Annotated in this window: 24 protein-coding genes; 12 read left to right on the top strand and 12 right to left on the bottom strand. The window is 75.3% G+C overall.

Annotated features, from left to right (window positions below; genetic code table 11):
* Positions 1 to 36: 36 nt before the first annotated feature.
* Genes ACWPWV_RS07725 through ACWPWV_RS07715 form a run of 3 tightly spaced genes read left to right on the top strand, consistent with a single transcriptional unit; the run spans position 37 to position 4,102 of the window.
* Complete coding sequence (locus ACWPWV_RS07725; RefSeq protein ID WP_454042837.1) at positions 37 to 2,205, top strand: PfkB family carbohydrate kinase; 2,169 nt, start codon at positions 37 to 39, stop codon at positions 2,203 to 2,205.
* Positions 2,202 to 2,939, top strand: a complete 738-nt coding sequence (locus ACWPWV_RS07720; protein WP_454042336.1) for an SDR family oxidoreductase — start codon at positions 2,202 to 2,204, stop codon at positions 2,937 to 2,939. Before ACWPWV_RS07725 ends, ACWPWV_RS07720 begins: the two co-directional genes overlap by 4 nt.
* Complete coding sequence (locus tag ACWPWV_RS07715; RefSeq protein ID WP_454042335.1) at positions 2,930 to 4,102, top strand: glycosyltransferase family 9 protein; 1,173 nt, start codon at positions 2,930 to 2,932, stop codon at positions 4,100 to 4,102. The genes ACWPWV_RS07720 and ACWPWV_RS07715 overlap by 10 nt, the downstream gene beginning before the upstream one ends.
* Here ACWPWV_RS07715 and ACWPWV_RS07710 read toward each other — a convergent pair.
* On the bottom strand, positions 4,047 to 5,021 hold the full coding sequence (locus tag ACWPWV_RS07710; protein ID WP_454042334.1) for a haloalkane dehalogenase: 975 nt from the start codon (positions 5,019 to 5,021) through the stop codon (positions 4,047 to 4,049). The two genes, ACWPWV_RS07715 and ACWPWV_RS07710, sit on opposite strands and share 56 nt — an antisense overlap.
* Positions 5,014 to 5,556: a MarR family winged helix-turn-helix transcriptional regulator gene (locus tag ACWPWV_RS07705; protein ID WP_454042333.1), complete on the bottom strand. Its 543-nt coding sequence runs from the start codon at positions 5,554 to 5,556 to the stop codon at positions 5,014 to 5,016. Before ACWPWV_RS07705 ends, ACWPWV_RS07710 begins: the two co-directional genes overlap by 8 nt.
* Positions 5,557 to 5,659: 103 nt before the next feature.
* On the opposite strand from ACWPWV_RS07705, the gene ACWPWV_RS07700 reads away from it, so the two are divergent.
* Both ACWPWV_RS07700 and ACWPWV_RS07695 read left to right on the top strand, forming a co-directional pair.
* Positions 5,660 to 6,172 (top strand): GNAT family N-acetyltransferase, encoded by a 513-nt coding sequence (locus tag ACWPWV_RS07700; protein WP_454042332.1) that lies wholly within the window; start codon positions 5,660 to 5,662, stop codon positions 6,170 to 6,172.
* Positions 6,173 to 6,230: 58 nt separating this feature from the next.
* Positions 6,231 to 8,012 (top strand): thiamine pyrophosphate-requiring protein, encoded by a 1,782-nt coding sequence (locus ACWPWV_RS07695; RefSeq protein WP_454042331.1) that lies wholly within the window; start codon positions 6,231 to 6,233, stop codon positions 8,010 to 8,012.
* 23 nt (positions 8,013 to 8,035) lie between these two features.
* On the opposite strand, the gene ACWPWV_RS07690 is transcribed toward ACWPWV_RS07695, so the two are convergent.
* The 6 genes from ACWPWV_RS07690 to ACWPWV_RS07665 all read right to left on the bottom strand — a co-directional run bounded on the left by ACWPWV_RS07690 (position 8,036) and on the right by ACWPWV_RS07665 (position 12,598).
* On the bottom strand, positions 8,036 to 9,091 hold the full coding sequence (locus ACWPWV_RS07690) for an NAD-dependent epimerase/dehydratase family protein (protein WP_454042330.1): 1,056 nt from the start codon (positions 9,089 to 9,091) through the stop codon (positions 8,036 to 8,038).
* Positions 9,092 to 9,304: 213 nt separating this feature from the next.
* Positions 9,305 to 9,907 carry a flavodoxin family protein gene (locus ACWPWV_RS07685; RefSeq protein WP_454042329.1) on the bottom strand — a complete coding sequence of 201 codons (603 nt, stop codon included), beginning with the start codon at positions 9,905 to 9,907 and terminating at the stop codon, positions 9,305 to 9,307.
* Between the two features lie 111 nt (positions 9,908 to 10,018).
* Entirely contained in the window at positions 10,019 to 10,471 is a 453-nt protein-coding gene (locus ACWPWV_RS07680) for a PRC-barrel domain-containing protein (RefSeq protein WP_454042328.1), read from the bottom strand.
* Positions 10,468 to 10,866, bottom strand: coding sequence for a hypothetical protein (locus tag ACWPWV_RS07675; RefSeq protein WP_454042327.1), 399 nt, complete (start codon positions 10,864 to 10,866; stop codon positions 10,468 to 10,470). Before ACWPWV_RS07675 ends, ACWPWV_RS07680 begins: the two co-directional genes overlap by 4 nt.
* On the bottom strand, positions 10,863 to 12,092 hold the full coding sequence (locus tag ACWPWV_RS07670; protein WP_454042326.1) for an Nramp family divalent metal transporter: 1,230 nt from the start codon (positions 12,090 to 12,092) through the stop codon (positions 10,863 to 10,865). The genes ACWPWV_RS07675 and ACWPWV_RS07670 overlap by 4 nt, the downstream gene beginning before the upstream one ends.
* Positions 12,089 to 12,598: a hypothetical protein gene (locus tag ACWPWV_RS07665; RefSeq protein WP_454042325.1), complete on the bottom strand. Its 510-nt coding sequence runs from the start codon at positions 12,596 to 12,598 to the stop codon at positions 12,089 to 12,091. The genes ACWPWV_RS07670 and ACWPWV_RS07665 overlap by 4 nt, the downstream gene beginning before the upstream one ends.
* A 139-nt stretch (positions 12,599 to 12,737) precedes the next feature.
* Between ACWPWV_RS07665 and ACWPWV_RS07660 the strand changes: the two genes are divergently transcribed.
* The 4 genes from ACWPWV_RS07660 to ACWPWV_RS07645 all read left to right on the top strand — a co-directional run bounded on the left by ACWPWV_RS07660 (position 12,738) and on the right by ACWPWV_RS07645 (position 16,647).
* On the top strand, positions 12,738 to 13,490 hold the full coding sequence (locus ACWPWV_RS07660; RefSeq protein WP_454042324.1) for an ANTAR domain-containing protein: 753 nt from the start codon (positions 12,738 to 12,740) through the stop codon (positions 13,488 to 13,490).
* Positions 13,487 to 14,191, top strand: a complete 705-nt coding sequence (locus tag ACWPWV_RS07655) for a GAF and ANTAR domain-containing protein (protein ID WP_454042323.1) — start codon at positions 13,487 to 13,489, stop codon at positions 14,189 to 14,191. Before ACWPWV_RS07660 ends, ACWPWV_RS07655 begins: the two co-directional genes overlap by 4 nt.
* A gap of 107 nt (positions 14,192 to 14,298) precedes the next feature.
* The gene (locus tag ACWPWV_RS07650; protein WP_454042322.1) at positions 14,299 to 14,955 is read left to right on the top strand and encodes a PAS and ANTAR domain-containing protein; all 657 of its coding nucleotides are present in this window, start codon (positions 14,299 to 14,301) and stop codon (positions 14,953 to 14,955) included.
* Positions 14,956 to 15,006: 51 nt separating this feature from the next.
* Positions 15,007 to 16,647, top strand: coding sequence for an ATP-dependent DNA ligase (locus tag ACWPWV_RS07645; protein ID WP_454042321.1), 1,641 nt, complete (start codon positions 15,007 to 15,009; stop codon positions 16,645 to 16,647).
* Positions 16,648 to 16,657: 10 nt separating this feature from the next.
* On the opposite strand, the gene lhgO is transcribed toward ACWPWV_RS07645, so the two are convergent.
* The 4 genes from lhgO to ACWPWV_RS07625 all read right to left on the bottom strand — a co-directional run bounded on the left by lhgO (position 16,658) and on the right by ACWPWV_RS07625 (position 20,551).
* Complete coding sequence (gene lhgO, locus ACWPWV_RS07640) at positions 16,658 to 17,869, bottom strand: L-2-hydroxyglutarate oxidase (RefSeq protein ID WP_454042320.1); 1,212 nt, start codon at positions 17,867 to 17,869, stop codon at positions 16,658 to 16,660.
* A gap of 72 nt (positions 17,870 to 17,941) precedes the next feature.
* Positions 17,942 to 18,607 carry a pentapeptide repeat-containing protein gene (locus ACWPWV_RS07635; protein ID WP_454042319.1) on the bottom strand — a complete coding sequence of 222 codons (666 nt, stop codon included), beginning with the start codon at positions 18,605 to 18,607 and terminating at the stop codon, positions 17,942 to 17,944.
* A gap of 105 nt (positions 18,608 to 18,712) precedes the next feature.
* The gene (locus ACWPWV_RS07630; RefSeq protein WP_454042318.1) at positions 18,713 to 19,342 is read right to left on the bottom strand and encodes a glyoxalase; all 630 of its coding nucleotides are present in this window, start codon (positions 19,340 to 19,342) and stop codon (positions 18,713 to 18,715) included.
* Positions 19,343 to 19,405: 63 nt separating this feature from the next.
* Complete coding sequence (locus ACWPWV_RS07625) at positions 19,406 to 20,551, bottom strand: winged helix DNA-binding domain-containing protein (protein ID WP_454042317.1); 1,146 nt, start codon at positions 20,549 to 20,551, stop codon at positions 19,406 to 19,408.
* Between the two features lie 111 nt (positions 20,552 to 20,662).
* Between ACWPWV_RS07625 and ACWPWV_RS07620 the strand changes: the two genes are divergently transcribed.
* From ACWPWV_RS07620 to ACWPWV_RS07610, 3 genes are read left to right on the top strand one after another with little or no spacing between them, the layout of a single operon-like run.
* Positions 20,663 to 21,196 (top strand): DUF2243 domain-containing protein, encoded by a 534-nt coding sequence (locus tag ACWPWV_RS07620; protein ID WP_454042316.1) that lies wholly within the window; start codon positions 20,663 to 20,665, stop codon positions 21,194 to 21,196.
* Entirely contained in the window at positions 21,193 to 22,059 is an 867-nt protein-coding gene (locus ACWPWV_RS07615) for a cytochrome c oxidase assembly protein (RefSeq protein ID WP_454042315.1), read from the top strand. The genes ACWPWV_RS07620 and ACWPWV_RS07615 overlap by 4 nt, the downstream gene beginning before the upstream one ends.
* Positions 22,060 to 22,117: 58 nt before the next feature.
* Complete coding sequence (locus tag ACWPWV_RS07610) at positions 22,118 to 23,011, top strand: DUF4397 domain-containing protein (protein WP_454042314.1); 894 nt, start codon at positions 22,118 to 22,120, stop codon at positions 23,009 to 23,011.
* Positions 23,012 to 23,092: the final 81 nt, after the last annotated feature.

Below are 23,092 nucleotides of genomic sequence, written 5' to 3'. Positions count from 1 at the left end.
ACCCGCCGGCGCCCCGGTGCGGGCGGTGAGCGCCCGATGACCGCCGCGGAGCGCTGGCTGCGCGCGCACGCCGACGACCTCCACCAGGGCCTCGACCTGCTCCTCGCCGAGGCGCACCGCATCGACGCGTGGGGCGAGCACCTCGCCGACGTCGTGCTCGGGGGCGGTCGCCTGCTCGTCGCGGGCAACGGCGGCAGCGCGGCGGAGGCCCAGCACCTGACCGCCGAGCTCGTGGGGCGGTTCGAGGGCGAGCGCGTGCCGCTGTCCGCGATCAGCCTGCACGCCGAGACGTCGAGCCTCACCGCGATCGTCAACGACTACGGGATCGGCGAGATGTACGCGCGGCAGGTCGCCGCGCACGGGCGCCCGGGCGACGTCCTGCTGCTGCTGTCCACGTCGGGCAACAGCGAGAACGTCGTCGCGGCGGCCCACCGCGGGCGCGAGCTCGGCCTCACGACGTGGGCGCTGACGGGCCCGAGCCCGTGCGGGCTCTCGGCCGCGTGCGACGAGACGCTCGCGATGCAGGGCGCCTCGACGTCGTCCGTCCAGGAGCTGCACCTCGTGGTCGCGCACGCGCTGTGCGCCGCGCTCGACGCGCACGTGCGCCGGCGCGAGGCGGAGGCATCGGGCGAGCCCGTGCCCGAGCCCGTGCCTGCGGTCGCCGGCGTCCCCGGGGACGTGCCGGAGCCCGCCCGGCAGGAGGACTCCCGCCCGCGTGTCGTCGTCGTGGGCGACGTCCTGCTCGACCGCGACGTCGACGGCCAGGTGACCCGCTTCTCCCCCGACGGGCCCGTGCCCGTCGTCGACACCCTCGGGGTGCGGCGCAGTCCCGGCGGCGCCGGCCTCACCGCGCTCCTGGCGGCCGACGGCGCACGCGTGCGCCTCGTCGCGCCGCTCGCCGACGACGACGCCGGGTCGGACCTGCGCGGTCTCCTGCGCCGGCACGTCGAGGTCGTCGCCGTGCCGCAGGAGGGCACCACGCGCCGCAAGACGCGCGTGCGGTCGGCCGGGCAGACCGTCGTCCGCGTCGACGACGGCGGACCGGCGCGCCCGGTCGACGTCCCCGTCGCGCGGGTCCGCGCGGCGCTCGCCGACGCGGACGTGGTGCTCGTCTCCGACTACGGCGCGGGCACCACGCACGACGGTCCGCTCCGCGACCTGCTCGCCGAGGCGGCGGTGTCGACGCCGGTCGTGTGGGACCCGCACCCGCGCGGCGGCCGCCCGGTCCCCGGCGCCGCCCTCGTCACGCCGAACCTCGCGGAGGCGCTCGACGCCGCGGAGTCGCTGGGTGTCGAGGCGTCGCCCGACGACCTCGGCGGCCTCGCGCAGTCGCTCGCGCGCGGCTGGCAGGTCGCCGCGGTGTGCGTCACGGCCGGCGACCGCGGCGCGTTCGTCGCGCGGGCGACCGGCGAGCCGGCCTACGTCCCGGCCACCGCCGTCGCGGGCGACCCGTGCGGCGCGGGCGACCGCTTCGCCTCGACCGTCGCGGGAGCCCTCGCGCGCGGCACCGGGCTCGTCGACGCGGTGGCCCGCGGCGTCGAGGTCGCGTCCACCTGGGTCGCGACCGGGGGCGCGGAGGGCTACCGCCGTCGAGCCGACGACGCGGGTGACCGGAGCACGGTCGCGACGGCGGCCCCCGCCGCGACCGCCGACCCGGAGCAGCGGCCCGCCGGACCCGGGCGGGATGCCCGGACGCACGGCTCGCCCGCGGACGTGGGCGCGCGCCTGCGCGCCCTCGGCGGCACCGTCGTCGCGACCGGCGGGTGCTTCGACATCCTGCACGCCGGTCACGTCGCGACGCTCGAGGCCGCCGCCCGTCTGGGCGACCACCTCGTGGTGCTGCTCAACGGCGACGCGTCCGTGCGACGGCTCAAGGGTCCCGAGCGGCCCGTCGTCGCGCAGGCCGACCGGGCACGGGTCCTCGCCGCGCTCGACTGCGTGGCCGCCGTCGTCGTCTTCGACGAGGACGACCCCCGCGCCGCGCTCGACGCGCTCCGGCCCGACGTGTGGGCCAAGGGCGGCGACTACACCGAGGAGACGCTGCCCGAGGCCGAGGTGGTGCGCCGCCACGGCGGACGCGTCGTCGTCCTCCCCTACGTCGCCGGCCGCTCCACGACCTCCATCCTCGAGCGGTCCGGGCGCTACGCGCCCTCCACGGCCGACTCCCCGACCCCCCTCCCGACCCCGAAGGAGACCACCGCATGACCTCCCCCACGACGTTCCAGCAGCCCGCGGACTCACCGCTCCCCGTGCCCCGCGAGGTCGGCACCGTCTACGTGACGGGCGGCGCCAGCGGCCTCGGCGCGGCGCTCGTCGAGGCCGTCACCGCGGCGGGCGGCAAGCCCGTCGTGCTCGACCGGGTCGCGCCCGCGAACGGCGGCCTGCACGCGATCGTCGACCTCTCGGACTCCACGGCGGCCGCCGCCGCGGTCGAACGGCTCGCCGTCGAGGTGGGCCCGCCCGACGCCGTCGTCACCGCCGCCGGGACCGACGCGTGCGGGCGGCTCGACGAGATCGACACGGAGACGTGGGAGCGCGTCGTGCGCGTCAACCTCTTCGGGACGGTCGCCGTCGTGCGTGCCGCGCTGCCGTACCTCGAGGAGCGCCGCGGCACCGTCGTGACGGTCGCGTCGACGCTCGGGCTCAAGGGCGTCTCGGACGCGACCGCGTACTGCGCGTCGAAGTTCGCCGTCCGGGGCTTCTCGCAGGCGCTCGCCGCCGAGCTCGCAGGCCGGGTCGGCGTGACGTGCCTCGTGCCGGGCGGCATGCGCACCGCGTTCTTCGACGGCAGGACCGAGCAGTACAAGCCCGGTCCCGACGCCGACCTCAACGACCCGCGCGCGACGGCGGCCGCCGTCGTCACCGCGCTGCGCCAGCCCGTCGGCTGCGAGATCCGCGAGATGCTGGTGATGGCCTCCGGCGAGACGTCGTGGCCGTGACGGGGGGCGCGGACGAGCTGCCCGACGACGCGGTGTCCGCCGAGGGCCTGACCGGGACCGACGGGGCGAGCGAGCTCGCGCCCGACCTGCCGTCGGTCGTCGACGGCGCGGACGAGGGCACGGTCCTCGTGCTGCGCGCGCTGGGGCTCGGCGACGCGGTGACGGCGATCCCGGCGCTGCGCGGGGTACGCCGCGCGTGGCCGGGGCGGCGCGTGCTCCTCGCCGCGCCGGCCGAGACCGGCGCGTGGCTCGAGGGGCTGGGCCTCGTCGACGGCGTCCTGCCGACGCGAGGTCTCGAGCCGCTGCGCTGGCTCGAGGAGGCCGAGACCGTCACCGGCGCGCCCGCCGCGGGGCACGTGGCGGTGAACCTGCACGGCAGCGGGCCCGAGAGCCACCGCGTGCTGCTCGCGACCGGGCCCGACCGGCTCGTGGCGTTCGCCTCGCGCGAGGCGGGCGTCGACGGACCCGCGTGGGACCCGGACGAGCACGAGGTCGACCGCTGGTGCCGGCTCGTCACCTCCGCCGGGGGCGAGTGCGCGCGCGAGGACCTGCGGCTCGAGCCGCCGGCGCCGCGCGACGCCCACGTCGTCGTGCACCCGGGCGCCGCGTCCGGGTCCCGGCGGTGGCCCGCCGACCGGTTCGCCGCCGTGGTCCGGCACCTCGCGGAGGCGGGCCACGACGTCGTCGTCACGGGCAGCGCCGACGAGCGCGAGCTCTGCGAGCGCGTCGTCGCCGAGGCGACCGGGCGCGCGGGTCGCGGCGGACGGGCCGCCACCCCGACGTCGCTCGCCCGCGGCGCCGTGGACCACGCGGCGGGCGTGCTCGACCTGCCCGCGCTCGCGGACGTGGTCGCGACGGCGCTCCTCGTGGTCAGCGGGGACACGGGCGTCGCGCACCTCGCGACCGCCTACGGCACGCCGTCGGTCGTGCTGTTCGGCCCGACGCCGCCCTCGCTGTGGGGGCCCGCGATCGAGCCCGAGCGGCACGTCGTGCTCTGGCACGGCGAGGACCTCCTCCCGGCCGCGGTCAGCGGGACCACGCCGTACCAGGGCGACCCGCACGGAGCGGACGTCGACCCGGCGCTCGACCGCGTGACCGTCGACGAGGTCACGACCGCGGCGGACGCGCTCCTCGCGCGGGAGCTCCAGCAGTCCGACCGGTGACCCGCCCGGTGGCGCGGTCGACGGGACGACCCGTCGACCGCGCCGGGAGCGGCGGTCGGCGCAGACCGTGACGGTCGAGCCACGCTCCGACCGCACGGCCGATCTCGACGGGCCTGTCCTCGGTCGCGTGGTGGCCCGCCGACCCGAGCCGTTCGACCTCGAGCGCAGAGATGCTCTCCTGCGCCCACGCGACCGCCGCCTCGTCGACCAGCAGCGTCGGGGAGCCCTCGAAGACGAGCAGCAGCTTCGGCACGTCCGAGGAGCTCTCCAGCCAGACGCCCGCCCGTCCGAGCCGTGCGACGAGCTCCGGGGGCGGGGCGCCGAGCTGGCGCGCCCAGGACAGCAGCGGACGACGGCTCTCCCGCGTCGGGTACGGCGCGAGGTACGCCGCGAGGTCGTCCGGCGAGACCGGGTCCAGCACTCCCCCGGTGTAGGCCTGGCGGACGGCGGTGTCCTGGTCCAGGAACATCACCTCGCCCTCGGGAGACGCCACGAGCTCGCGCCGCGCTCGCGCCTGCGGCGACAGGTGCTCGGGCCGCACGGGCCGGAGCACGGCCTCGAGGAGCACCGCCCCGCGGACCCGGTCGGGGAACCGGGCGGCGCGGTCGACCGCCAGCGCGCCACCCCAGTCGTGACCGACGAGGACCGCCGGCTCGTCCCCCAGCACGGCGTCGAACCAGCCGTCGAGGTAGCGCGCGTGGTCGGCGAACGTGTAGGCGAGGTCCGGCTTGCCGGAGCCGCCCATGCCGATCAGGTCGGGCGCCAGCAGCCGGCCGTGCCCCACGGCGGGCAGCACGCGGCGCCAGGTGTGCGACGACGACGGGTTGCCGTGGAGGAACACGACCGGCGTCGTGCCGGAGGAGCCGGTCGAGGACTCCGCGTGGTGCAGGGTCGAGCCGAGGACGGGGACGTCAGGCATCGGTGGCTCCCGGGTCGAGGGTCGTGTCGAGGGGTGCGTCGAGCAGCGCGGTGAGCATCGTGACGAGGTCCGCGCTGCGCGGGCTGTCGCGGCCGCCGAGCGGCGCGAGGAGCTGGTCGAGCAACGCCTGGACCGTGCGCATCGCCGGGCGGACGACGGACAGCCCACGCTCCGTCAGCTCCAGGCGGACGACCCGGGTGTCCCGGTCGTCGCGGGTACGGGTCAGGAGACCGTCCGCCGCCAGCGTGCGGACGAGCCGCGAGACGTACATGGGCTCCAGGCCCGAGGTCTGGGCGAGGTCGCGCTGGCTCGGTGCGGCGAGACCCGACCCGACCGATCCCGACCCGACGGAGCCGGACCCGACCGGGTCCGGCTCCCCGGCGCGGCCGGCGTGCATCGCGAAGAGCGTGGTGAGCACGACGTACGTGGCGTGCGTCAGGCCGTGGGGAGCCACGGCGCGGTCGACGGCGGTGCGCCACCGGGTCGACAGGCGCCAGACGAGCGCCCCGGCGCGGGCTCCGGGTGGGACGGGCATGGAACGACCCTAGACGCAGACAGTAAACATGACAAGCATCTGGCCCTCGGTGTCGCGGGACAGCGGCGCCGCTCCCGCGCGGGACGGTCGATACGCTCCTGCGATGACCCAGGACGACGTGACGATCCGCCCCTACACGGCCGACGACGCCCTCGCGACGCTGCGCGTCTTCGAGCGGGCCGTCACGGAGACGGCCCGCTCGCGGTACTCCGCCGCGCAGGTCGGGGCGTGGCTGGGCGGCCCGCGCGACCTGGCGGCGTGGCACGCGCGGCGCGCCTCCGCGGCGACGGTCGTTGCCGTCGTGGACGGGGAGGTCGCCGGGTTCACCGACCTGCGCGACGAGGGCTACGTCGACATGCTCTTCGTCTCGCCCGACCACGGGCGCCGCGGGATCGGCGCGCGCCTCCTCACCCACGTGGTCGAGTCGGCGCGACGCGACGGCCTCTCGTCACTCAGCACCCACGCGAGCGAGGTGGCACGGCCCGTGTTCGAGCGCGCCGGGTTCGCGGTCGTCGAGCGCGAGACGGTGCACCGGGGCGACGTCACGCTCGACCGGTACGTCATGCGACGCTCGACCGGCCCGGTCGACGTGGTCGAGCAGCGAGGCAACGCCTGAACGGTCGCCCGCGGTCACCGGAGATGCGTGTGCCGACACCGCTTCGCAGCATGGGGCGATGAGCGACGGAACCGGTACGGACAGGATCGTGGCCGACGGGCTCGTGGACCGCCTCGTCGACTGGCAGGTCGACCGTGTCTTCGGCTACGCCGGGGACGGCATCGACCCGATCCTCGCGGCGCTGCGCCGCCGCGCGGGCGACGTCGAGCTCGTCACGGCCCGGCACGAGGAGATGGCCGCCTTCATGGCGAGCGGGCACGCGAAGTACTCCGGCTCGGTCGGCGTCTGCCTCGCCACGCAGGGCCCCGGTGCGGTCCACCTGCTCAACGGCCTGTACGACGCGAAGCTGGACCGCAAGCCGGTCGTCGCGATCGTCGGTCAGGTCGTGAGCACGGCGCTCGGCGCGGGGTACCTGCAGGAGGTCGACCTGCACACGGTCTTCAAGGACGTGTGCGCGCAGTACGTGCAGACCGTCATGTCCCCCGAGCAGCTCCCGCACGTGCTCGACGCCGCGTTCCGCACCGCGCTCGCGACGTCCAGCCCGGTCTGCGTGATCGTGCCGCACGACGTCCAGCAGGCCCCCCTGCCCAACCCGGGTCACGAGCACGGCGTCGTGCACTCGTCGGCCACGTTCGCCCGCAGCCGCGCCGTCCCCGACGCCGACGCGCTGGAGGAGGCCGCCCGGGTGCTCGGTGCGGGCGAGCGCGTCGCGGTGCTCGTCGGTCAGGGCGCGCGCGGCGCCGAGGAGCACGTGCGCGCGCTCGTCGAGCGGCTGGGCGCCGGTCTCACCACGTCGCTCCTCGGCAAGCCGCTGCTCGACGAGTCGCTGCCGTACCACTGCGGCGTGATGGGCCACCTCGGCACCACCGCGTCCGCCGACCTCATGGCAGGGTGCGACACGCTCCTGATCGTGGGCAGCAACGACCCGTGGACCGAGTTCTACCCCGCTCCGGGCCAGGCGCGCGCCGTGCAGGTCGACGTGACCGCGCGGAACGTCGGCGCCAAGCACCCCGTCGAGGTGCCGCTCGTCGGCGACGCCGCCGCGACGCTCGAGGCGCTCGTCCCCCTGCTCCCCGAGCGACAGGGCTGGCGTGCCGACGTCGAACGGTTCGTGGGCACCTGGCGCGACGTCGCCGCCGACCGGGTCGCGCAGGAGACCGAGCGGCTCAACCCCCAGCTCGTGGTGCACGAGCTGTCGGAGGTCCTGCCGCGCGACGCACAGGTCGCCGTCGACGTCGGCTCCGTCACCTACTGGTACGCGCGCTTCCTCCGGCTGCCCCCGGGCGTCCCCGCCCACCTGTCGAGCACGCTCGCGTCCATGGGCTCGGCCCTCCCGTACGGCGTCGCGGCGAAGCTCCTGCACCCCGACCGGCCCGTCGTCGCGCTCGCGGGCGACGGCGCCATGCAGATGAACGGGCTGTCGGAGCTCATCACCGTCGCGCACCGGTGGCGGGACTGGTCGGACCCCCGGTTCGTCGTGCTCGTGCTGCACAACGGCGACCTCGCGGAGGTGTCGTGGGAGCAGCGGGAGATGGAGGGCGACCCGCGGTTCCCGACGTCGCAGACCGTGCCCGACTTCCCGTACGCCGCCTACGCGGACCTGCTCGGCCTGGGCGGACTGCGCGTCGAGGCGGGCGACGACGTGGGCGCCGCGTGGCGCGAGGCGCTCGGCGCGGACCGCCCCGTCGTCGTCGAGGCCGTCGTGGACCCCGACACGCCCCTCCTCGCACCGCGGCAGCCGCAGGAGAAGGTCGACCAGGCGCTCCGCGGCCTCGGGCAGGAGGACGTCGGAGACCAGGCCGCGCGGCTGCTGCGCGAGCAGCGCGACCACGAGGGCTGACGCCTCACGTCACGCCGACACCCTCAGGAGGTGTCCGCCGGACCCCTCACCGACCCGACGGCCGCGACCGCGGCGCCCTCTCGATCGGTGTCGTCGGGCGCGTCGGGACGCTCCTGCGGACCGGAGCGGAACCACGCGACGGTGCGCGCGAGGCCCTCGGGCCAGGACGTGCGAGCCACCCACCCGAGCTCGCGCTCGGCGAGCGTCGTGTCGGGACGCCGACGGCGCGGGTCGTCCTCAGGCAGCTCGACGCGCTCGATCCCGGCGTCGCACCCGGTCGCGGCGAGCACGTCCTGGGCGACCCGCTCCACCGTGAGCTCCGTGCGGTTGCCGAGGTTCATCGGCCCGGGGTGGCCGCTCGCCGCGAACGCGAGCAGGCCCTCGACGAGGTCGTCGACGTAGCAGACGGACCGTGTCTGGGACCCGTCGCCCGCCACCGTGAGCGGCTCGCCGGCGAGCGCCTGCCGCACGAACGTCGGGATCATCCGGCCGTCGTGGCCGCGCATGCGCGGACCGTACGTGTTGAAGATCCGGACGATCCCCGCGTCGACGCCGCGGCTGCGGCGGTAGGCCGTCGTGAGCGCCTCGCCGAACCGCTTCGACTCGTCGTAGACGCTGCGGGGCCCCACCGGGTTCACGTTGCCCCAGTAGTCCTCTCGCTGCGGGTGGACCTCGGGGTCGCCGTACACCTCGGAGGTCGACGCGAGCACGAACCGGGCTCCGGCGCGCTCCGCGAGCTCCAGGGCGTTCCGCGTCCCGGCCGACCCGACGAGCAGGGTCTCGACCGGGAGCCGCAGGTAGTCTGCGGGCGAGGCCGGGGACGCGAGGTGCAGGACGAGGTCGACGCGCTCCGGCTCCGGGATCTCCAGGCCTGCGGAGACGTCGGCCACGACGAGGTCGAAGCGCGGGTCGTCGCGCAGGGCGGCGACGTTGCGCTCGTGCCCCGTCGACAGGTCGTCGACGCACACGACCTCGGTGCCGCCCGCGACGAGCGCCTCGCACACGTGGCTGCCGACGAACCCCGCGCCCCCGGTGACCACCGCGCGCCGCACGGGCCGCGGCGTCGTCGGGGCGCTCACCGGCGCACGAGCCCGACGAGGGTGCTGTCGCCGCCCCGGGAGCGTGGCGCGACCCACGAGCGGATCTCGTCGTGGTCGGTCGTGGTCCTGGTCTCCGACTTCTCGGCCATGGTCGCTCCTCACGCAAGGGACGACGGGCTCTCTGCTGGACCCGGCGCCTTCACGCTGGCACGGGCCCTCAGCACCCGCACGCCGAGAAGCGCTTCTCGCGGTTCAGCCCTGCGGCGGCACGGGACGTTCGGCGAGCGCCGTCGCGACGGCGTGCAGGTTGTGCGCCATGAGCTGGCCGGTCGACCGGGCCCACTCGTGCCCGTGCCCCGTCTGCACGTAGTCCGGGCCGGGGCCGGGACCCTGGTTCCAGTAGGTCCACGACTGGCCGGGGATCGTGTACCCGATGTCGACGAGGGCGCCGTTGATCTCCGAGATGACGTGGTGCGCGCCGTCCTCGTTGCCCGTCACCACGACGCCGGCGACGCGGTTGTACGCGACGGGCGTGCCGTCGTCGGCGGTCTCGGAGATCATCGCGTCCATGCGCTCGAGCATGCGCTGGGCGACCGAGGACGGACGGCCGAGCCACGTCGGGGTCACGACGACGAGGATCTCGGAGCCGAGCAGCTTCTCGTGGACCTGCGGCCACTCGTCCCCCTCGCCGAGGTCCGTGACCACGCCGGGAGGTACCTCGAGGTCGACGAGCCGCAGGTGCTCCACCGTGACCCCCCGGTCCTGGAGCGCCTCCGCCACGACCCGCGCGAGGGTCTCGGTGTTCGACGGTTCGGGAGACTTCTTGAGGGTGCAGCTGACGAACAGGGCCTTCACGACGGCCACCTCCGGACACGCGCCACGATGCAGCGGGCGCTCTGCTCGACCCTCCGGCCACGGTAACCAGGACTCGCGCGGCCTGCACCGGCACGGGACCGGCGTCGCGCCCTAGACGGTCGCGGCCCCGAGGGCCGGGTCGTGCTCGGCGTACCCGGCGGCGAGCCGGACGCCTTCCGGCCCGACGCCCGTGACGTCCTCCCACCGCACGAGGTAGGTCCCGCGGTGGCGGTGACGGACGAGCTGCGGGATCGGCCAGGGCGAGCGAACCTCCGTGCGCTCGTACCCGTGGAACGAGCCGGCCCTGCGCGGGCTGACCAGGATCCCGACGACGCGCGCGTCGCCCACCGCGCCGCGCCCCGCGGTCGAAGCGCTCAGCGGCTCGTCGTCGGGTCCGCCGTCCCGACCGACGTCGCGACGGGAGGCGTCCTCCCGGTCGCGAGGCCCGCCCGGGCCGTCGTCCTCCGCGAGGAGGTCGAGCACGAGCCGGACGTCGACGACGAATCCCCGCCGGGCGCCGTCGGCCCCGACGACGGGCGCGTCGAGCAGGTCGGAGAGGATCACGAGCCCTCCTCCGGGTCGTGCGTGCCGCCGGGGATGCGCCCGACGACGTGGTCCCGCACCCACCGCTCGGCCCAGCCGACGTCGAGCCGGTCCGCGGGCACGGTCAGCTCGAGCGCCGTGCCGACGTGCCCCACGTCGTCCCACGCGATCTGCGCCCGTCGTGACCGCGGTGGATGCCCGCCGAAGATCCGTGTCACGAGCACGGGCCACGCGACGATCGCCTCGACGCGCGCCTCCCGGCCGGGGACGACGTCGCCTCCGTCCGGGCCCACGAGCTCGAGGTCGTCCACCGTGGTCACGGGCTCGCCGTCGACGTCGAGCACCTGCCGGCTGAGCAGGTGCAGCCGCGCGTCGACCACGCGGGTCCCCACCACACGGCGCGGTCCGTCGCTCATGTCCCTGCTCCCGTCGCGACCATCAGGGGGATCGCCGAGACCGCCGCGGCGACCACGACGACGAGGTACACCGTGCCGAGCGCGTTCATCACGCGCCCGTTGACGTGCTCGCCCATGTACTCGGGGTCGTTCGCCACCACGAGGATGGGGATGTAGGTGAGCGGCAGCGCGACGGCCGAGAACACCACCGACATCTCCGTGACCCGGATCGGGTCCACGCTCGTCATGAGGATCCCGACGGCGAGCAGGAGCGCGACGACCATCGTGAGGTGGAACCGCGCGGCGCGGGCCGGGCGGCGGAACTTCCCCCACGACCAGCCGAGGTACTGCGCGAGCGTGTACCCACCGGACAGCGCCGTCTCGAGCGCGGCGCCGAACGTCGCCGCCACGATGCCGAGGATCACGAGCGCGAGGAGGATCTTGCCGCCCGCGAGCGCCACGGGCAGGACGATCTGGGACAGCGACGACACCTCGATGCCGGCCGGCAGCAGGACCACGGCCGCGCACGCCGCGATCGCGACCGACAGCAGGCCGCCGAGCGGGAAGCCGACCAGCACGTTCATCCGGTTCTGCACGAGGTCCTTCGCCGTCCACTTCTCCTCGACCGCGCCCGAGGAGAAGAAGAACACCTCGTAGGGCGTCATCGCCGCGCCGAACAGCGCGACGGCGTAGTACCAGTACGACGCGACGTGCTCCGTCGCGGGCGGCGACGGCGGCACGGCCTGCCGCACGAGCTCGCCCCAGTCGGGGCCCAGCAGGAACAGCGCGACCGCGAACCCGACGAGCAGCAGCCCCATGAGGCCCGCGACGTTCTCCATGACGTCGAACTTCACGCGCCACAGCACGAGCCACACCGCGAGCGCCGCGACCGGGATCCACAGCCGCGGCTCGACGCTGCTCACGAGGTGCAGCGCGAGCGCGATGCCCCCGACCTCGGCCGTGAGCGTGAGGAGGTTGATGAGGAACGACGCCACGAGGTTGGCACCGGCGGCCCGCGGGCCGAGGCGCTCGCGGATGATCTCGAACGTCGCGCGCCCGCTCACCGCGGCGACGCGGCCCGACATGCTCGCGAAGACGCAGATGCCGACCACGCCGACGACCACGACCCACACGAGGGAGAGACCGAACCGCGACCCCACGACGGCGTTCGTCACGAGGTCCCCGATGTCGACGAACCCGCCGATGGCCGTGAGGATGCCGAGCGCGACGCCGAGGACCTGCTTCACGCGCCACCCGCCAGGGCCAGCGCGGCGTCGAGGTCGGCGGCCGCGGCGTCGAGCCGGGCGATCGCCTCGTCGCCCGTCGCGGGCACGTCGCCCGCGTCGGACAGGTCGCCGCCCGCCTCGCGCGCCACCCAGGCGCGCGCCGCGACGACCTCCGTCGTGACGCCGTCCAGCGCCTCGAGGCCGGCGGACCGCTGCGCGGAGGACGTGTCGTCGGGCGGCACCAGGGTCGTGAGCGCCGTGGACGCGTCCGCGAGGACGCGCACCTGGTCGAGGATCGCGGCGTCCGCGACGGTGGACGTGACGCGGTCGTCGTCGAGCAGCCCGACCGTGAGCCGTGTCGTCCCGGCGGCGGAGGCCGCCTCGGCGAGCGCGTCACGCACGGCGGCCGTGGCCTGCCCCGGCTGCTGCCGGCTGGCGACGGTGCAGCCCGTCGCTCCCGCGGCGACGGCCAGGGCCACGGCGACCCCTGCGACGGTCGCCCGCGCACGTGCTCGACGGCGTCCCACCTGCGGATCGTCCCGCGGAGCGCGGGACCGCGCACGACGAACGTCACCCGCAGGGGATGAAGAGCCCGGCCGACGGCTGCGGGGCCGGCCAGGTGTGGGACGCTGGAGGTCTGGGGGCGTGGACGGGAGGTGAGCCGCCGTGGACAAGGTCCAGGTGCTCGCACGGCTGGCGTCGAGCATCGCCGGCACCGACCGCGACGCGCCCCTGGCACTGCGCCTGTGCCGTGCGTGCGTCGACATCCTCGGTGCGCGCGGCGGCGCGATCACGCTGTCCCCCGCGGACCCCGAACGGTGGACGGTCTCCGCCACGGACGTCGTCGCCGCGCGGCTCGAGGACCTCGAGGACGTGCTCGGCGCGGGGCCCGGACGTCAGGTCACCGCGTCCGGTGACGCCGTCGTGATCCGGCTCGCGGAGGACGTCACGGACGGGCTCGGCGAGTACGTCCACGAGGCGCGGCGCATCGCCGGTCCGACCACGCTCTACGCGCTGCCCTTGCTGCCCGAGCCCCACACGATCGGGGTCGTCGTCGTCTACCAGGACGACGGCGTCGAGCTCGGCCTCGACACCGACGACCGCCAGTTCCTCGCGGACGCGGTCGGCGCGGCCCTCCTGCGCGACACCGACGTCGTCGAGGGGACAAAGACGTCGTCGTGGCCCCACCGTGCCAGGGTGCACCAGGCGACGGGCATGGTCGTCGCCCAGCTCGGGATCCCCACCGCGGACGCGCTCGCGCTGCTGCGCGCCCACGCCTTCGCCGACGACACCACGCTGGAGGATCTCGCCTCCGTCGTCCTCGCACGACGGTTCGACTTCTCGCACTCGGACGACACCCCGGGTGCCGCCGCGGACCCCGACCGGCCTGCGGACCACGACGAGAACGAGGGACGATGACCGACCCCACGGCCGCCCGCGCGCTGGCCTCCACGACGTCGGCCCTCGTCGGCGGGCTGAACGTCACCGACTTCCTGGCCCGGATGCTCGGGGACGTGGTCGAGCTCTTCGACGCCGACTCGGCCGCCGTCCTCGTCATGCTGCCCGGCGGCGACCTCGACGTGCTCAGCGCCACGTCGCACGAGGCGTCCGCGCTCGAGGTGTACCAGGCCCAGCGTCGCGAGGGCCCGTGCGTCGACGCCATCCGGGAGGACGGCGTGGTGGTCGCGGGCTCCGCGGACGAGGTGGCCCGGCGCTGGCCGGACGTCGGGGCCCGGATGCTCGCGACCGGGTACCGGTCCGTCTGCGCGACGCCCATGCACTGGCAGGGGTCGGCGTTCGCCGGCATCAACGTGTTCGCGAGCGCGGAGCGCTCGCAGGGCACGTCCGACCTCGCCACGCTGCGCACGTTCGCCGACCTCGCGACCCTCGCGATCGTCAGCCCGGACCACCTGGACGGGGAGGCGCTCGCCGCCCGCGTGGCACGCGCCCTCGACGAGCGCGTGGTCGTGGAGCAGGCCAAGGGCGTGCTCGCCTACCGCCACGGCGTCGACATGGCCGAGGCCTACCGCCGTCTCCTCGAGCTCGCGTCGGCGGGCGGCCGACGGCTCGACGAGGTCGCGTACGAGGTCGTCGGCGCGGCGGCAGCCGGCGGCAGATGACTGTTTCGCCCCAACCGGTGCGAAAGCTCAGGACCGGCGTTACGGTGAGGAGAACGAGTCAGGCCACGGCTCATTTCTACGCCTTCTTCTCAGAACAGGTGACGGAGATGACTGTCGAAAACTCCTCCGCCGTCGAGCACTCCGCCGTCGAACGAGCGCTGGCGCTCGGTCCGCAGCAGCTCACCGGCGAGTACCGCCTCGACCTCCGGACGGGGACCTGGTGGTGGTCGGACGAGGCGTTCCTCGTCCACGGCTTCGCGCCGGGGGAGGTCGTGCCCACGACCGCCCTGATCCTCGCGCACAAGCATCCTGAGGACCGCGAGCACGCGCGCAAGATCTTCGACGCCGGCCGACGGACCGGTGCCCCGTTCAGCAGCGTGCACCGCATCATGGACGCGCGCGGGCGCGAGCGGACGGTCGCCGTCGTGGGCCGGGGCCGGCGCGACGGGGCGGGCGAGCTCGTCGAGCTGACCGGCTACTTCGTCGACATCTCGGGTGTCGTCGCGGAGCGCAGCGACGAGCGTGCGACGGAGCAGATCGCCGCCGCCGCCAAGACCCGCGGGACGATCGAGCAGGCGAAGGGTGTCATCGCGGCGACCTACGGCTTGGAGCCGGAAGAGGCGTTCGGCCTGCTCCGCTCGGTCTCCAACGACCGGAACGTGCGCCTGCGCGACGTCGCGCAGCTCGTCGTGCGGACGGCCAGCGCGTCCGGGGAGCGCTGCCGCGAGTACCTCGACGCCGTCCTCGCTCCGCGCGCGAGCTGAGCCACCACCTCTCCGCGAGCGCCGACGAGGTCGTCGGCGCCAGGATGGACCATGCTGCTCGCCGAGGTCGCCGCCACGTCCGACGCCGTCGCGTCCACCCGCTCCCGGCTCGCGAAGCGCGCCGCGATCGCCGACCTGCTGCGCCGCGGCGCGCACGAGGCGCTCCACGGCCCGACGCACGCGCTCGGTCCCGCGCTGGACGAGGTGGAGGTCGCCGTCGCCTACCTCGCCGGTGAGCTGCGTCAGCGCCGCACGGGTCTGGGTTGGCGGTCGTTGCGCGAGCTGCCGGCCCCCGCCGAGGCGCCCACGCTCACGCTCGACGCGGTCGACGCCGCGTTCGAGCGCATGGCCGGGCTGTCCGGCCAGGGTTCCGCGACCGCGCGCCAGGGCGAGGCCGCCGCGCTCTTCGGTGCGGCGACCGCGCGCGAGCAGGCGCTCCTCGCGGGCCTCGTCTCGGGCGAGCTCCGGCAGGGCGCCCTCGACTCGGTCGTCGTGGACGCGGTCGCCGAGGCCGCGGACGTCCCCGCGGACGCGGTGCGACGCGCCGTCATGCTGCGCGGCGCGACCGGGCCGGTCGCCCGCGCCGCGCTCGCCGCGCCGGGCCCGGACGCGGCGCTCGTCGCGCTCGGTGAGTTCCGGCTCGAGGTGGGGCGACCCGTCCGGCCGATGCTCGCGCAGTCCGCCCCTGACGTCGCGGAGGCGTTCGCCAAGCTGGGGGTCAGCGGGGTCCCGGACACCGACGGGCTGCCCGGCTACGACGACGAGCCGCCGGTCACGGTGGACGTCAAGCTCGACGGCATCCGCGTCCAGGTGCACCGCGACGGCGACGACGTGCACGTCTTCACCCGCTCGCTCGACGACATCACGGCCCGCGTGCCCGAGATCGTCACCGCCGTGCGCGCCCTGCCGTCGCGGACGCTCGTGCTCGACGGGGAGGCGCTCGTCGTCGGCGACGACGGCGTGCCGCGACCCTTCCAGGAGACGGCGGCGCGGTCCGCGACCCACGACGCCGGGGAACCCGCGCTCGCGGCAGCCCAGGCCTCCGGGTTCGAGCTCACGCCGTTCTTCTTCGACGTGCTCCACGCCGACGGCAGGGACCTGCTCGACGAGCCGCTGCGCGAGCGCCTCGCGGTGCTCGACGTCGTCGCCGGCCCGCACCTCGTGCGTCGCCTCGCCACGGCGGACCCCGCCGAGGCGACCGCGTTCTTCGAGGGAGCCGTCGCGCAGGGCCAGGAGGGCGTCGTCGTGAAGTCGCTCGACGCGCCCTACGCCGCCGGGCGGCGCGGCGCGGGCTGGGTCAAGGTCAAGCCGCGGCACACGCTCGACCTCGTCGTGCTCGCCGTCGAGCAGGGCTCCGGCCGGCGGAGCGGGTGGCTGTCGAACATCTGGCTCGGCGCGCGCGACCCCGACGGCGGCTTCGTCATGCTCGGCAAGACGTTCAAGGGCATGACGGACGAGATGCTCGCGTGGCAGACCGAGCGGTTCACCGAGCTCGAGACGTCGCGCGAGGGACCCGTGGTGCACGTGCGGCCCGAGCAGGTCGTGGAGATCGCGTTCGACGGGCTGCAGCGCTCGACCCGCTACCCCGGCGGCCTCGCGCTGCGGTTCGCGCGCGTGATCCGCTACCGCGACGACAAGACCGCCGCCGAGGCGGACACCATCGACGCGGTCCGGGCGCTCGCCGGCCGGTGACCGACCGCCGTCAGCGGGTCTCCAGCATCCGGTCGACCACGTGCTCGGCGATCGCGAGGCTCGACGTCGCGGCGGGCGACGGCGCGTTGCGCACGCTCGTGACGCCGTCGGCCCGGTCGATGCGGAAGTCGTCGACGAGCGTGCCGTCCCGCTCGACGGCCTGGGCGCGGATGCCGACGCCCGCGCGACGGACGTCGGCCGCACCGATCGCGGGCACGTACCGCTGCGCCGCGCGCATGTACGCGCGCACGGACAGGGAGCCGAGCAGCTCGCGCGCGCCCGTCCGCCAGTGGGTCCTCGCCATGTGCCAGGCACCGGGCCACGACGCGATCCCGGCGACGTCGCGCGGCGAGAGGGCGAAGCGCGCGTAGCCCTCGCGGTCCAGGGAGAGGACCGCGTTCGGCCCCACCTCGAGCCCTCCGCCCACGCGACGCGTGAAGTGCACGCCGAGGAACGGGTACCGCGGGTCGGGCACCGGGTAGACCATGCCGCGCACCAGGTCCCGCTTGTCGGGGCGGACCGTCATGTACTCGCCGCGGAACGGCACGATCCGGGGCGACGGCGCCCCGCCCACGAGCGCGCCGAGGCGGTCCGACTGGACACCTCCGCACAGGACCAGCTCGTCGACCGGGACGCGCTCGTCGCCGCTCAGGACGTCAACCCGCCCGCCGTGCCGGACGACGCCGGTGACGGGCGTCGCGAGCCGGACGTCCCCGCCCGCGGCCTCGATCTCGGCGCCGAGCGCGCGGCACACCGCCACGTAGTCCGTGATCGCGGTGCGCGGCGAGTGCAGCGCCGCGATACCGGCCGCGTGCGGCTCGACCTCGGCGATCTCCCGGCCGTCGAGCCGGCGCAGGCCGGGGACGCCGTTCTCCGTGGCGGTCCGCTCGAGCGCGTCGAAGCGGCCGGCCTCGGACGGGTCGACGGCGACGACGAGCTTGCCGCACTCGACGTACGGGACGTCGTGCTCGGCGCAGTAGTCGCGCAGCAGGTCGCGCCCCCGCGTGCACAGCAGCGCCTTGAGGCTGCCCGGTCGGTAGTAGATGCCGGCGTGCACGACGCCGGAGTTGTGGCCGGTCTGGTGCGCCCCGAGCCGGTCCTCCTTCTCGAGCACGACGACGCGCGTGCCGGGCCGCCGTCGGACGACCTCCCGCGCCACGGCGAGGCCGACGATCCCCCCGCCGACGACCCCGACCGTGCCGGGGTCATTCCTCGTGGCCACGCTTCTCCTCCCGACGGTCGTGGGTGCTCATGCTCCCGCGGCCCGGCTCCCGGCGCGAGGATGAAACGCGGCTCAGTCCGCGACGGTGATCCCGAGGTCGCGCGCGAGGAGGTCGGCGAGCTGCGCGAGCTGCGGCGGGCTGATCGTCACGCCCCGCAGCGACCCGACGCCCGCGAGGTCGTGCAGGTCCGCCCCCCGCAGGTCCACGTGGGCGAGGGTCGACGACTGCACGTCGAGGCGCCGCACGCGCGTGCCCGTGAACGACATCCGGGTGACGCTCGCCTGCACGAGGTCGAGCTCGTCGACCGTGCAGTCCGTGAACGCGACGTCGTGCAGCGCCGCGCCCCGCAGGTTGAGGTACCCGAGCTTGCACCCGACGAGGTGCACGCCGTCCCACGTCGACTCGTACAGCTCGGCCGACCCGATGCGCGCGCCGCGCACCTCGACGTCGCGCCACCGGCCTCGCACGCCGCGCAGCACGGGCACGTCGGCACGCTCCAGGACGACCTCGGTGAGCGTCGCACCGCGCAGCTCGGCCTCCGACGCGCGCACGCCCTCGAGCCGCGACCCCACGACGCTCGCGTGGGCGAGGGAGAGCTGGTCGACCTCGAGATCCACGAACCCGAACCCCTCGAGGTCCGCCTCGTCCTCGAGGTCGTAGCGGTCTCCGGGCGTCAGGTCGGCGAGGACGACGGGGTCGAGCACCGGCGGCTCGGTCGTGGGCTTCTTCGGCGGCATGGTCCGATGGTGCTACAGGCCACCGGGCTCCGGGCAGTCGAACGTGACCTGCTACCTGCCCGACCGTTGCCGTTCGCCCACCTTTCGTGGCGCCCGCTCGACGGGTCAGCGCGGCCCGGACTCCCAGCGGAAACCGTCGGGGTCGGTGAAGGTACCGGTATCGCCGTGGACCACGAGGCGGTGCGAGCCGTCCCCGTCCGGCTCGACCCCGGCGTCCTTCGCTGCCGCGCGGCGCGTGTAGAGCGCCAGCTTGAGGGCCGACCCGGGGGTGTCGAGCTCGACGTACCTGCTCCCGAAGCTCTTCCCCACCGCGAGACCGCGGTCGACGTAGAACTGCTTGGTCGCCCTGACGTCCTGCACGCCGAGCAGAAGCACGACGTCGTCGACCTCGCGCGTGGGCGGTCCGCTGTCCTTCTTCGCCGTCGACGCGACCTTCCAGATCGTGCCGTCGGGCGCACGGAGGACACCGCCATACCCCCAGAAGCTCTTCGCGACCGGCTTGAGCACGGTCGCGCCGGCGTCGAGCGCCGTGCCGACGAGGCTGTCGACGGTGCTCGGCTGCGCGACGACGAGCGACAGCGTGAAGCCGCGGAACCCGGACGTCGGCGCGTCCGACTCCCGGACGCGGACGGTGCCGCCGAGGCCGAAAGCCTGGTCGTAGAAGACCTCGGCGGTGGCGACGTCGGTCACCTCGAGGGTGACGTGGTCGATGGCGGTGCGGTTCGTGGTGTCCATGCCTGAACGGTAGGAGCGGCGGGACGGCGCGCGCTTCTCGAATCCTGACCGGTCACTGACCGGTCACGCGGCCCCGATCGTGCGGACGGCACCGGCCGGGAGCTTGGCCCACCAGTGGTCGTAGCGGGCGAACGGCGCCGGGTCCCGGTCGGCGAGGAACGCGACGAGCGACCGGGCCTCCTCCTCCAGGGCCGGCCACGCGTCGTCGGGCACGGGCCGGTACGTGGTGACCTCGACGCCCGCGGCCACGGGGCGCCACACCCCGACGACGTACCCGTCCACGAGGACCGTCGGCAGCACGTCGCCGTTCGAGCGCGTGACGAGCGGGCGCGCGTCCGGGGGCACGACGCGCGAGCGGTCCGCGTACGCGAGGAGCGTCTCGTCCCACATCCCGAGGAGCCGCGGTGGTGCGGGGACGTCCTCGTCGGGGAGCGGGGCGCCGGGCACGTCGAGCAGCTCGGTGCCGTCGGGGCCGGCGAAGCGCTCGAGCGCGTCACCGAGCGCCTTCACCGCCGCCCGGACGCGGGCGCGCGGAATCATCGCGACCTGCGACACGTCGGCGACCGACGCCGGCCCGAAGCCTTCGAGGTAGCGCCGCACGAGGGCGGGGAGCGCCGCATCGAGGGCCGCGGTCTCGCGTGGGTGAGCGGGCGTGCCGGAGGCGACGTAGGTCGTGCTGCTCCCGAACGACCACGGCCCGCCCGTCGGCACGTGGTGGAGCGGCGCGAACGTCCGGAGCGCCCACCACGCCCCCCGCGGCGTCTCGGGGACGCGCGCGTCGACCCACGCCTCGAGCTCGGCGCCCGTGCGCGGGGTCGCGGCGTAGGCGAGGAGGTACGGGACGAGGGCGTGCGCCTCGTCGATCGAGATCCCGCTCACCGCGAAGCGCGGGTCGTGCAGGCGAGCGGCGCGCAAGGACGGCTGCATCGCGGTGTGCACCGTCTCGTAGTCGTCGGCGTGCACGAGGTGGAGCGCGACGCGCAGGAGCGAGGCCCTGACCACCGTGCGGGCCGCGAGCGTCGTGTCGAGGTCGGCCGGGTCGAACCCTGCGACCCGGTTCCACAGCGCGACGTACGGCGACGCCGGGTGCTGCGCCTGGAGCGCGACGACGCGGCGCACCGCCTCGGGGACGGTCACGTCGGCCCGTTCGAGGAGGAGCTGGCGCGCGAGGGTCGCGCGGTTGAGAGCACGTTGCGACAGCGGCGTCACAGGAGCGACTCTGCCCCCGATCGGCTCCCCTGGCGAGCGCGGCCGGCCCGCGTAGCGTGGCTCGTCCACGGGAAGAAGCCCCGTGCCACCTCCCTCCCGAGGAGGCCTGCCATGAGCACCAGCACGAGCGCCCTCACCGCCCGCCGCACGACGGCCGACCCGCCCAGCATCGCCCTGCCCGGCATCGTGCTGGGTGTCGGGCTCGGCGGTTTCGTGGACGGCATCCTGCTGCACCAGATCCTCCAGTGGCACCACATGCTCTCGAGCGCGGGCACGGCGAACATCGACGTCGGCAGCTATCCGCCGACGACCGTCCACGGCCTGCAGATGAACACCCTCTGGGACGGGCTCTTCCACACCGTGACCTGGGTCGCGGTGCTCGTCGGCCTGGGCCTGCTGTACTCGCGCGTCACCGAGGCGCGCGGGCGGGTCTGGGCGTCGCGCACGCTGTGGGGCTGGGTGCTCGTCGGCTGGGGGCTGTTCAACCTCGTCGAGGGCGTCATCGACCACCACGTGCTCGCCATCCACCACGTCGTCAGCGGCCGGTACCAGACGCTCGCCGACGTCGCGTTCCTCGTCCTCGGGGCCCTGCTCGTGCTCGGGGGCTGGCTGCTGCAGCGCACGGGCCGGCCCGTCGAGCCGTGACGGGCCACGGCGGGCACGGCGGCGGTACGGGGGTCGGACTCGACGGGGAGTCGCTGCTCGTCCTCGCCGTGCTCGGGGTCGTCGCGTGGGCGTACCTCGTCCTCGCGCTGCGCCAGCACGCCGACCCGCGCGGGTGGAGCCCGTGGCGCACCGCGAGCTTCCTCGGTGGCGTGGTGCTGCTCGCGGCCGCTCTCGTGCCGGCGCTGTCGCCGCTGCCCGGGGGCTCGTTCGCGGACCACATGTACCGGCACCTGCTCGTCGGCATGTACGCGCCGCTCGCCCTGGTGCTCGGGGCACCGGTGACGCTCCTCCTGCGGTCCGTGAGCCCGCGTGCCGGGCGTCGCGTCGGACGGCTGCTGCGCCGTCGTCCCGTGCAGGTCCTCGCGCACCCCGTGACCGCCCTCCTGCTCAGCGTCGGCACCCTGTACGCGCTCTACCTGACGCCGCTCTACGCGGTGACGACGCAGGACCCGACGCTGCACCACCTCGTCCACCTGCACTTCCTGGCAGCGGGCTACCTGTTCGCCTTCGCGCTGGCCGGCCCGGACCCGGCCCCGCACCGACCGCCGGTCCCCGCGCGGCTGGTCGTGCTGGGCGTCGCGATCGCGGGGCACGCCGTGCTCGCCCAGCTGCTGTACGCGGGGGCGTTCGTCGTCGTGCCGGGCCCGGCCGGGGACCGGCAGACGGGAGCGGAGATCATGTACTACGGCGGCGACCTCGCGGTGGTCCTGCTCGCGCTCGCCCTCGTCTCGACCTGGCGCCCGGTACGGGCACGCGCGGCCGCCACCACGGACCGGCTGGTGGCCACGGCGACATCCGGTCCACGACCGGTGCATCCGAACCTGCCCTTCCAGGGGAAGTAGTGGTGTCAGCAGCACTCGCGCCCGGCAGCAGCGCCGGGCCCGCCACCTGGAGGACACCATGCACCGCACCGCACGACGCAGCGCCGCGCTCGCGGGCGCCGTCGGACTCGTCGCCCTCGGCGCGTTCGCCGCCCCGGCCTCGGCCGACACCGCGGAGAACGCCAAGCTCTCCGTCCTGCACGGCGTCCCGGACACGCCCGTCGACGTCTGGGTCAACGACGAGCTCACGCTCGACGACTTCCAGCCGGGGGACCTCGCCGGGCCGCTCGACCTGCCCGCCGGCACGTACAGCGTGGCGATCACCGCCCCGGACGCGACGGACACGAGCGCACCCGTGATCGGGCCGGTCGACCTGCCCCTCGAGGCGGGCGGGAACTACACCGCCGCAGCGCACCTCGACGCCGCCGGGGAGCCCACCGCGACCCTGTTCACGAACGACACGTCCCCGACCGCGGCGGGCGAGGGCCGGCTCACCGTCCGGCACATCGCCGCCGCGCCGGCCGTCGACGTCCTCGCGGGCGGCACCGCCGTGGTCTCCGGGCTGGAGAACCCCGACGAGTCCGTGCTGAACCTCCCGGCGAGCACCGTGTCCGCGGCCATCGCCGCGGCCGGGACCACCGAGCCGGTGCTCGGCCCGGTCGACGTCACCGTCGCCGAAGGCGTCAACACCATCGCCTACGCGTGGGGCAGCCTCGACGCGGGCAACCTCGCCCTCGCCACGCAGACCGTCGAGGGCCTGCACTCCGCGCCGTCCGGCGTCCCGGGCGGGCAGACCGGTCTCGCGGCGGAGCCGTCGACGTCCTCCGTGTTCACCACGGTCGCCATCGCGTTCGGTGCGAGCCTCTTCGGCCTGCTCCTCGTCATGGCGGGCGTCATGCTCACGCGGTCGATGCGTGGAGAGCGGGCCCACGAGGCCGTCCCCACGACGCCGCGCGACCACCGCCCGGTGTGACGCCCCGCCACGCGACGGCGCCCGCGTCCGTCGCCGTGGGCGCCGTCCTCCTCCCCGGCGGGGGCTCCCCCCCCCCCCGAC

This window comes from Cellulosimicrobium sp. Marseille-Q8652, from assembly GCF_965112045.1.
This window is presented reverse-complemented; position numbering and strand designations above follow the sequence as displayed.

Coding starts and splice junctions, on each gene's coding strand:
- ACWPWV_RS07725 (WP_454042837.1), top strand. CDS start 37: ATGACCGCCGCGGAGCGCTGGCTGCGCGCGCACGCCGACGACCTCCAC.
- ACWPWV_RS07655 (WP_454042323.1), top strand. CDS start 13,487: ATGACCGACCCCACGGCCGCCCGCGCGCTGGCCTCCACGACGTCGGCC.
- ACWPWV_RS07720 (WP_454042336.1), top strand. CDS start 2,202: ATGACCTCCCCCACGACGTTCCAGCAGCCCGCGGACTCACCGCTCCCC.
- ACWPWV_RS07650 (WP_454042322.1), top strand. CDS start 14,299: ATGACTGTCGAAAACTCCTCCGCCGTCGAGCACTCCGCCGTCGAACGA.
- ACWPWV_RS07705 (WP_454042333.1), bottom strand. CDS start 5,556: ATGCCCGTCCCACCCGGAGCCCGCGCCGGGGCGCTCGTCTGGCGCCTG.
- ACWPWV_RS07695 (WP_454042331.1), top strand. CDS start 6,231: ATGAGCGACGGAACCGGTACGGACAGGATCGTGGCCGACGGGCTCGTG.
- ACWPWV_RS07635 (WP_454042319.1), bottom strand. CDS start 18,607: ATGCCGCCGAAGAAGCCCACGACCGAGCCGCCGGTGCTCGACCCCGTC.
- ACWPWV_RS07610 (WP_454042314.1), top strand. CDS start 22,118: ATGCACCGCACCGCACGACGCAGCGCCGCGCTCGCGGGCGCCGTCGGA.
- ACWPWV_RS07700 (WP_454042332.1), top strand. CDS start 5,660: ATGACCCAGGACGACGTGACGATCCGCCCCTACACGGCCGACGACGCC.
- ACWPWV_RS07620 (WP_454042316.1), top strand. CDS start 20,663: ATGAGCACCAGCACGAGCGCCCTCACCGCCCGCCGCACGACGGCCGAC.
- ACWPWV_RS07675 (WP_454042327.1), bottom strand. CDS start 10,866: ATGAGCGACGGACCGCGCCGTGTGGTGGGGACCCGCGTGGTCGACGCG.
- ACWPWV_RS07645 (WP_454042321.1), top strand. CDS start 15,007: ATGCTGCTCGCCGAGGTCGCCGCCACGTCCGACGCCGTCGCGTCCACC.
- ACWPWV_RS07630 (WP_454042318.1), bottom strand. CDS start 19,342: ATGGACACCACGAACCGCACCGCCATCGACCACGTCACCCTCGAGGTG.
- ACWPWV_RS07710 (WP_454042334.1), bottom strand. CDS start 5,021: ATGCCTGACGTCCCCGTCCTCGGCTCGACCCTGCACCACGCGGAGTCC.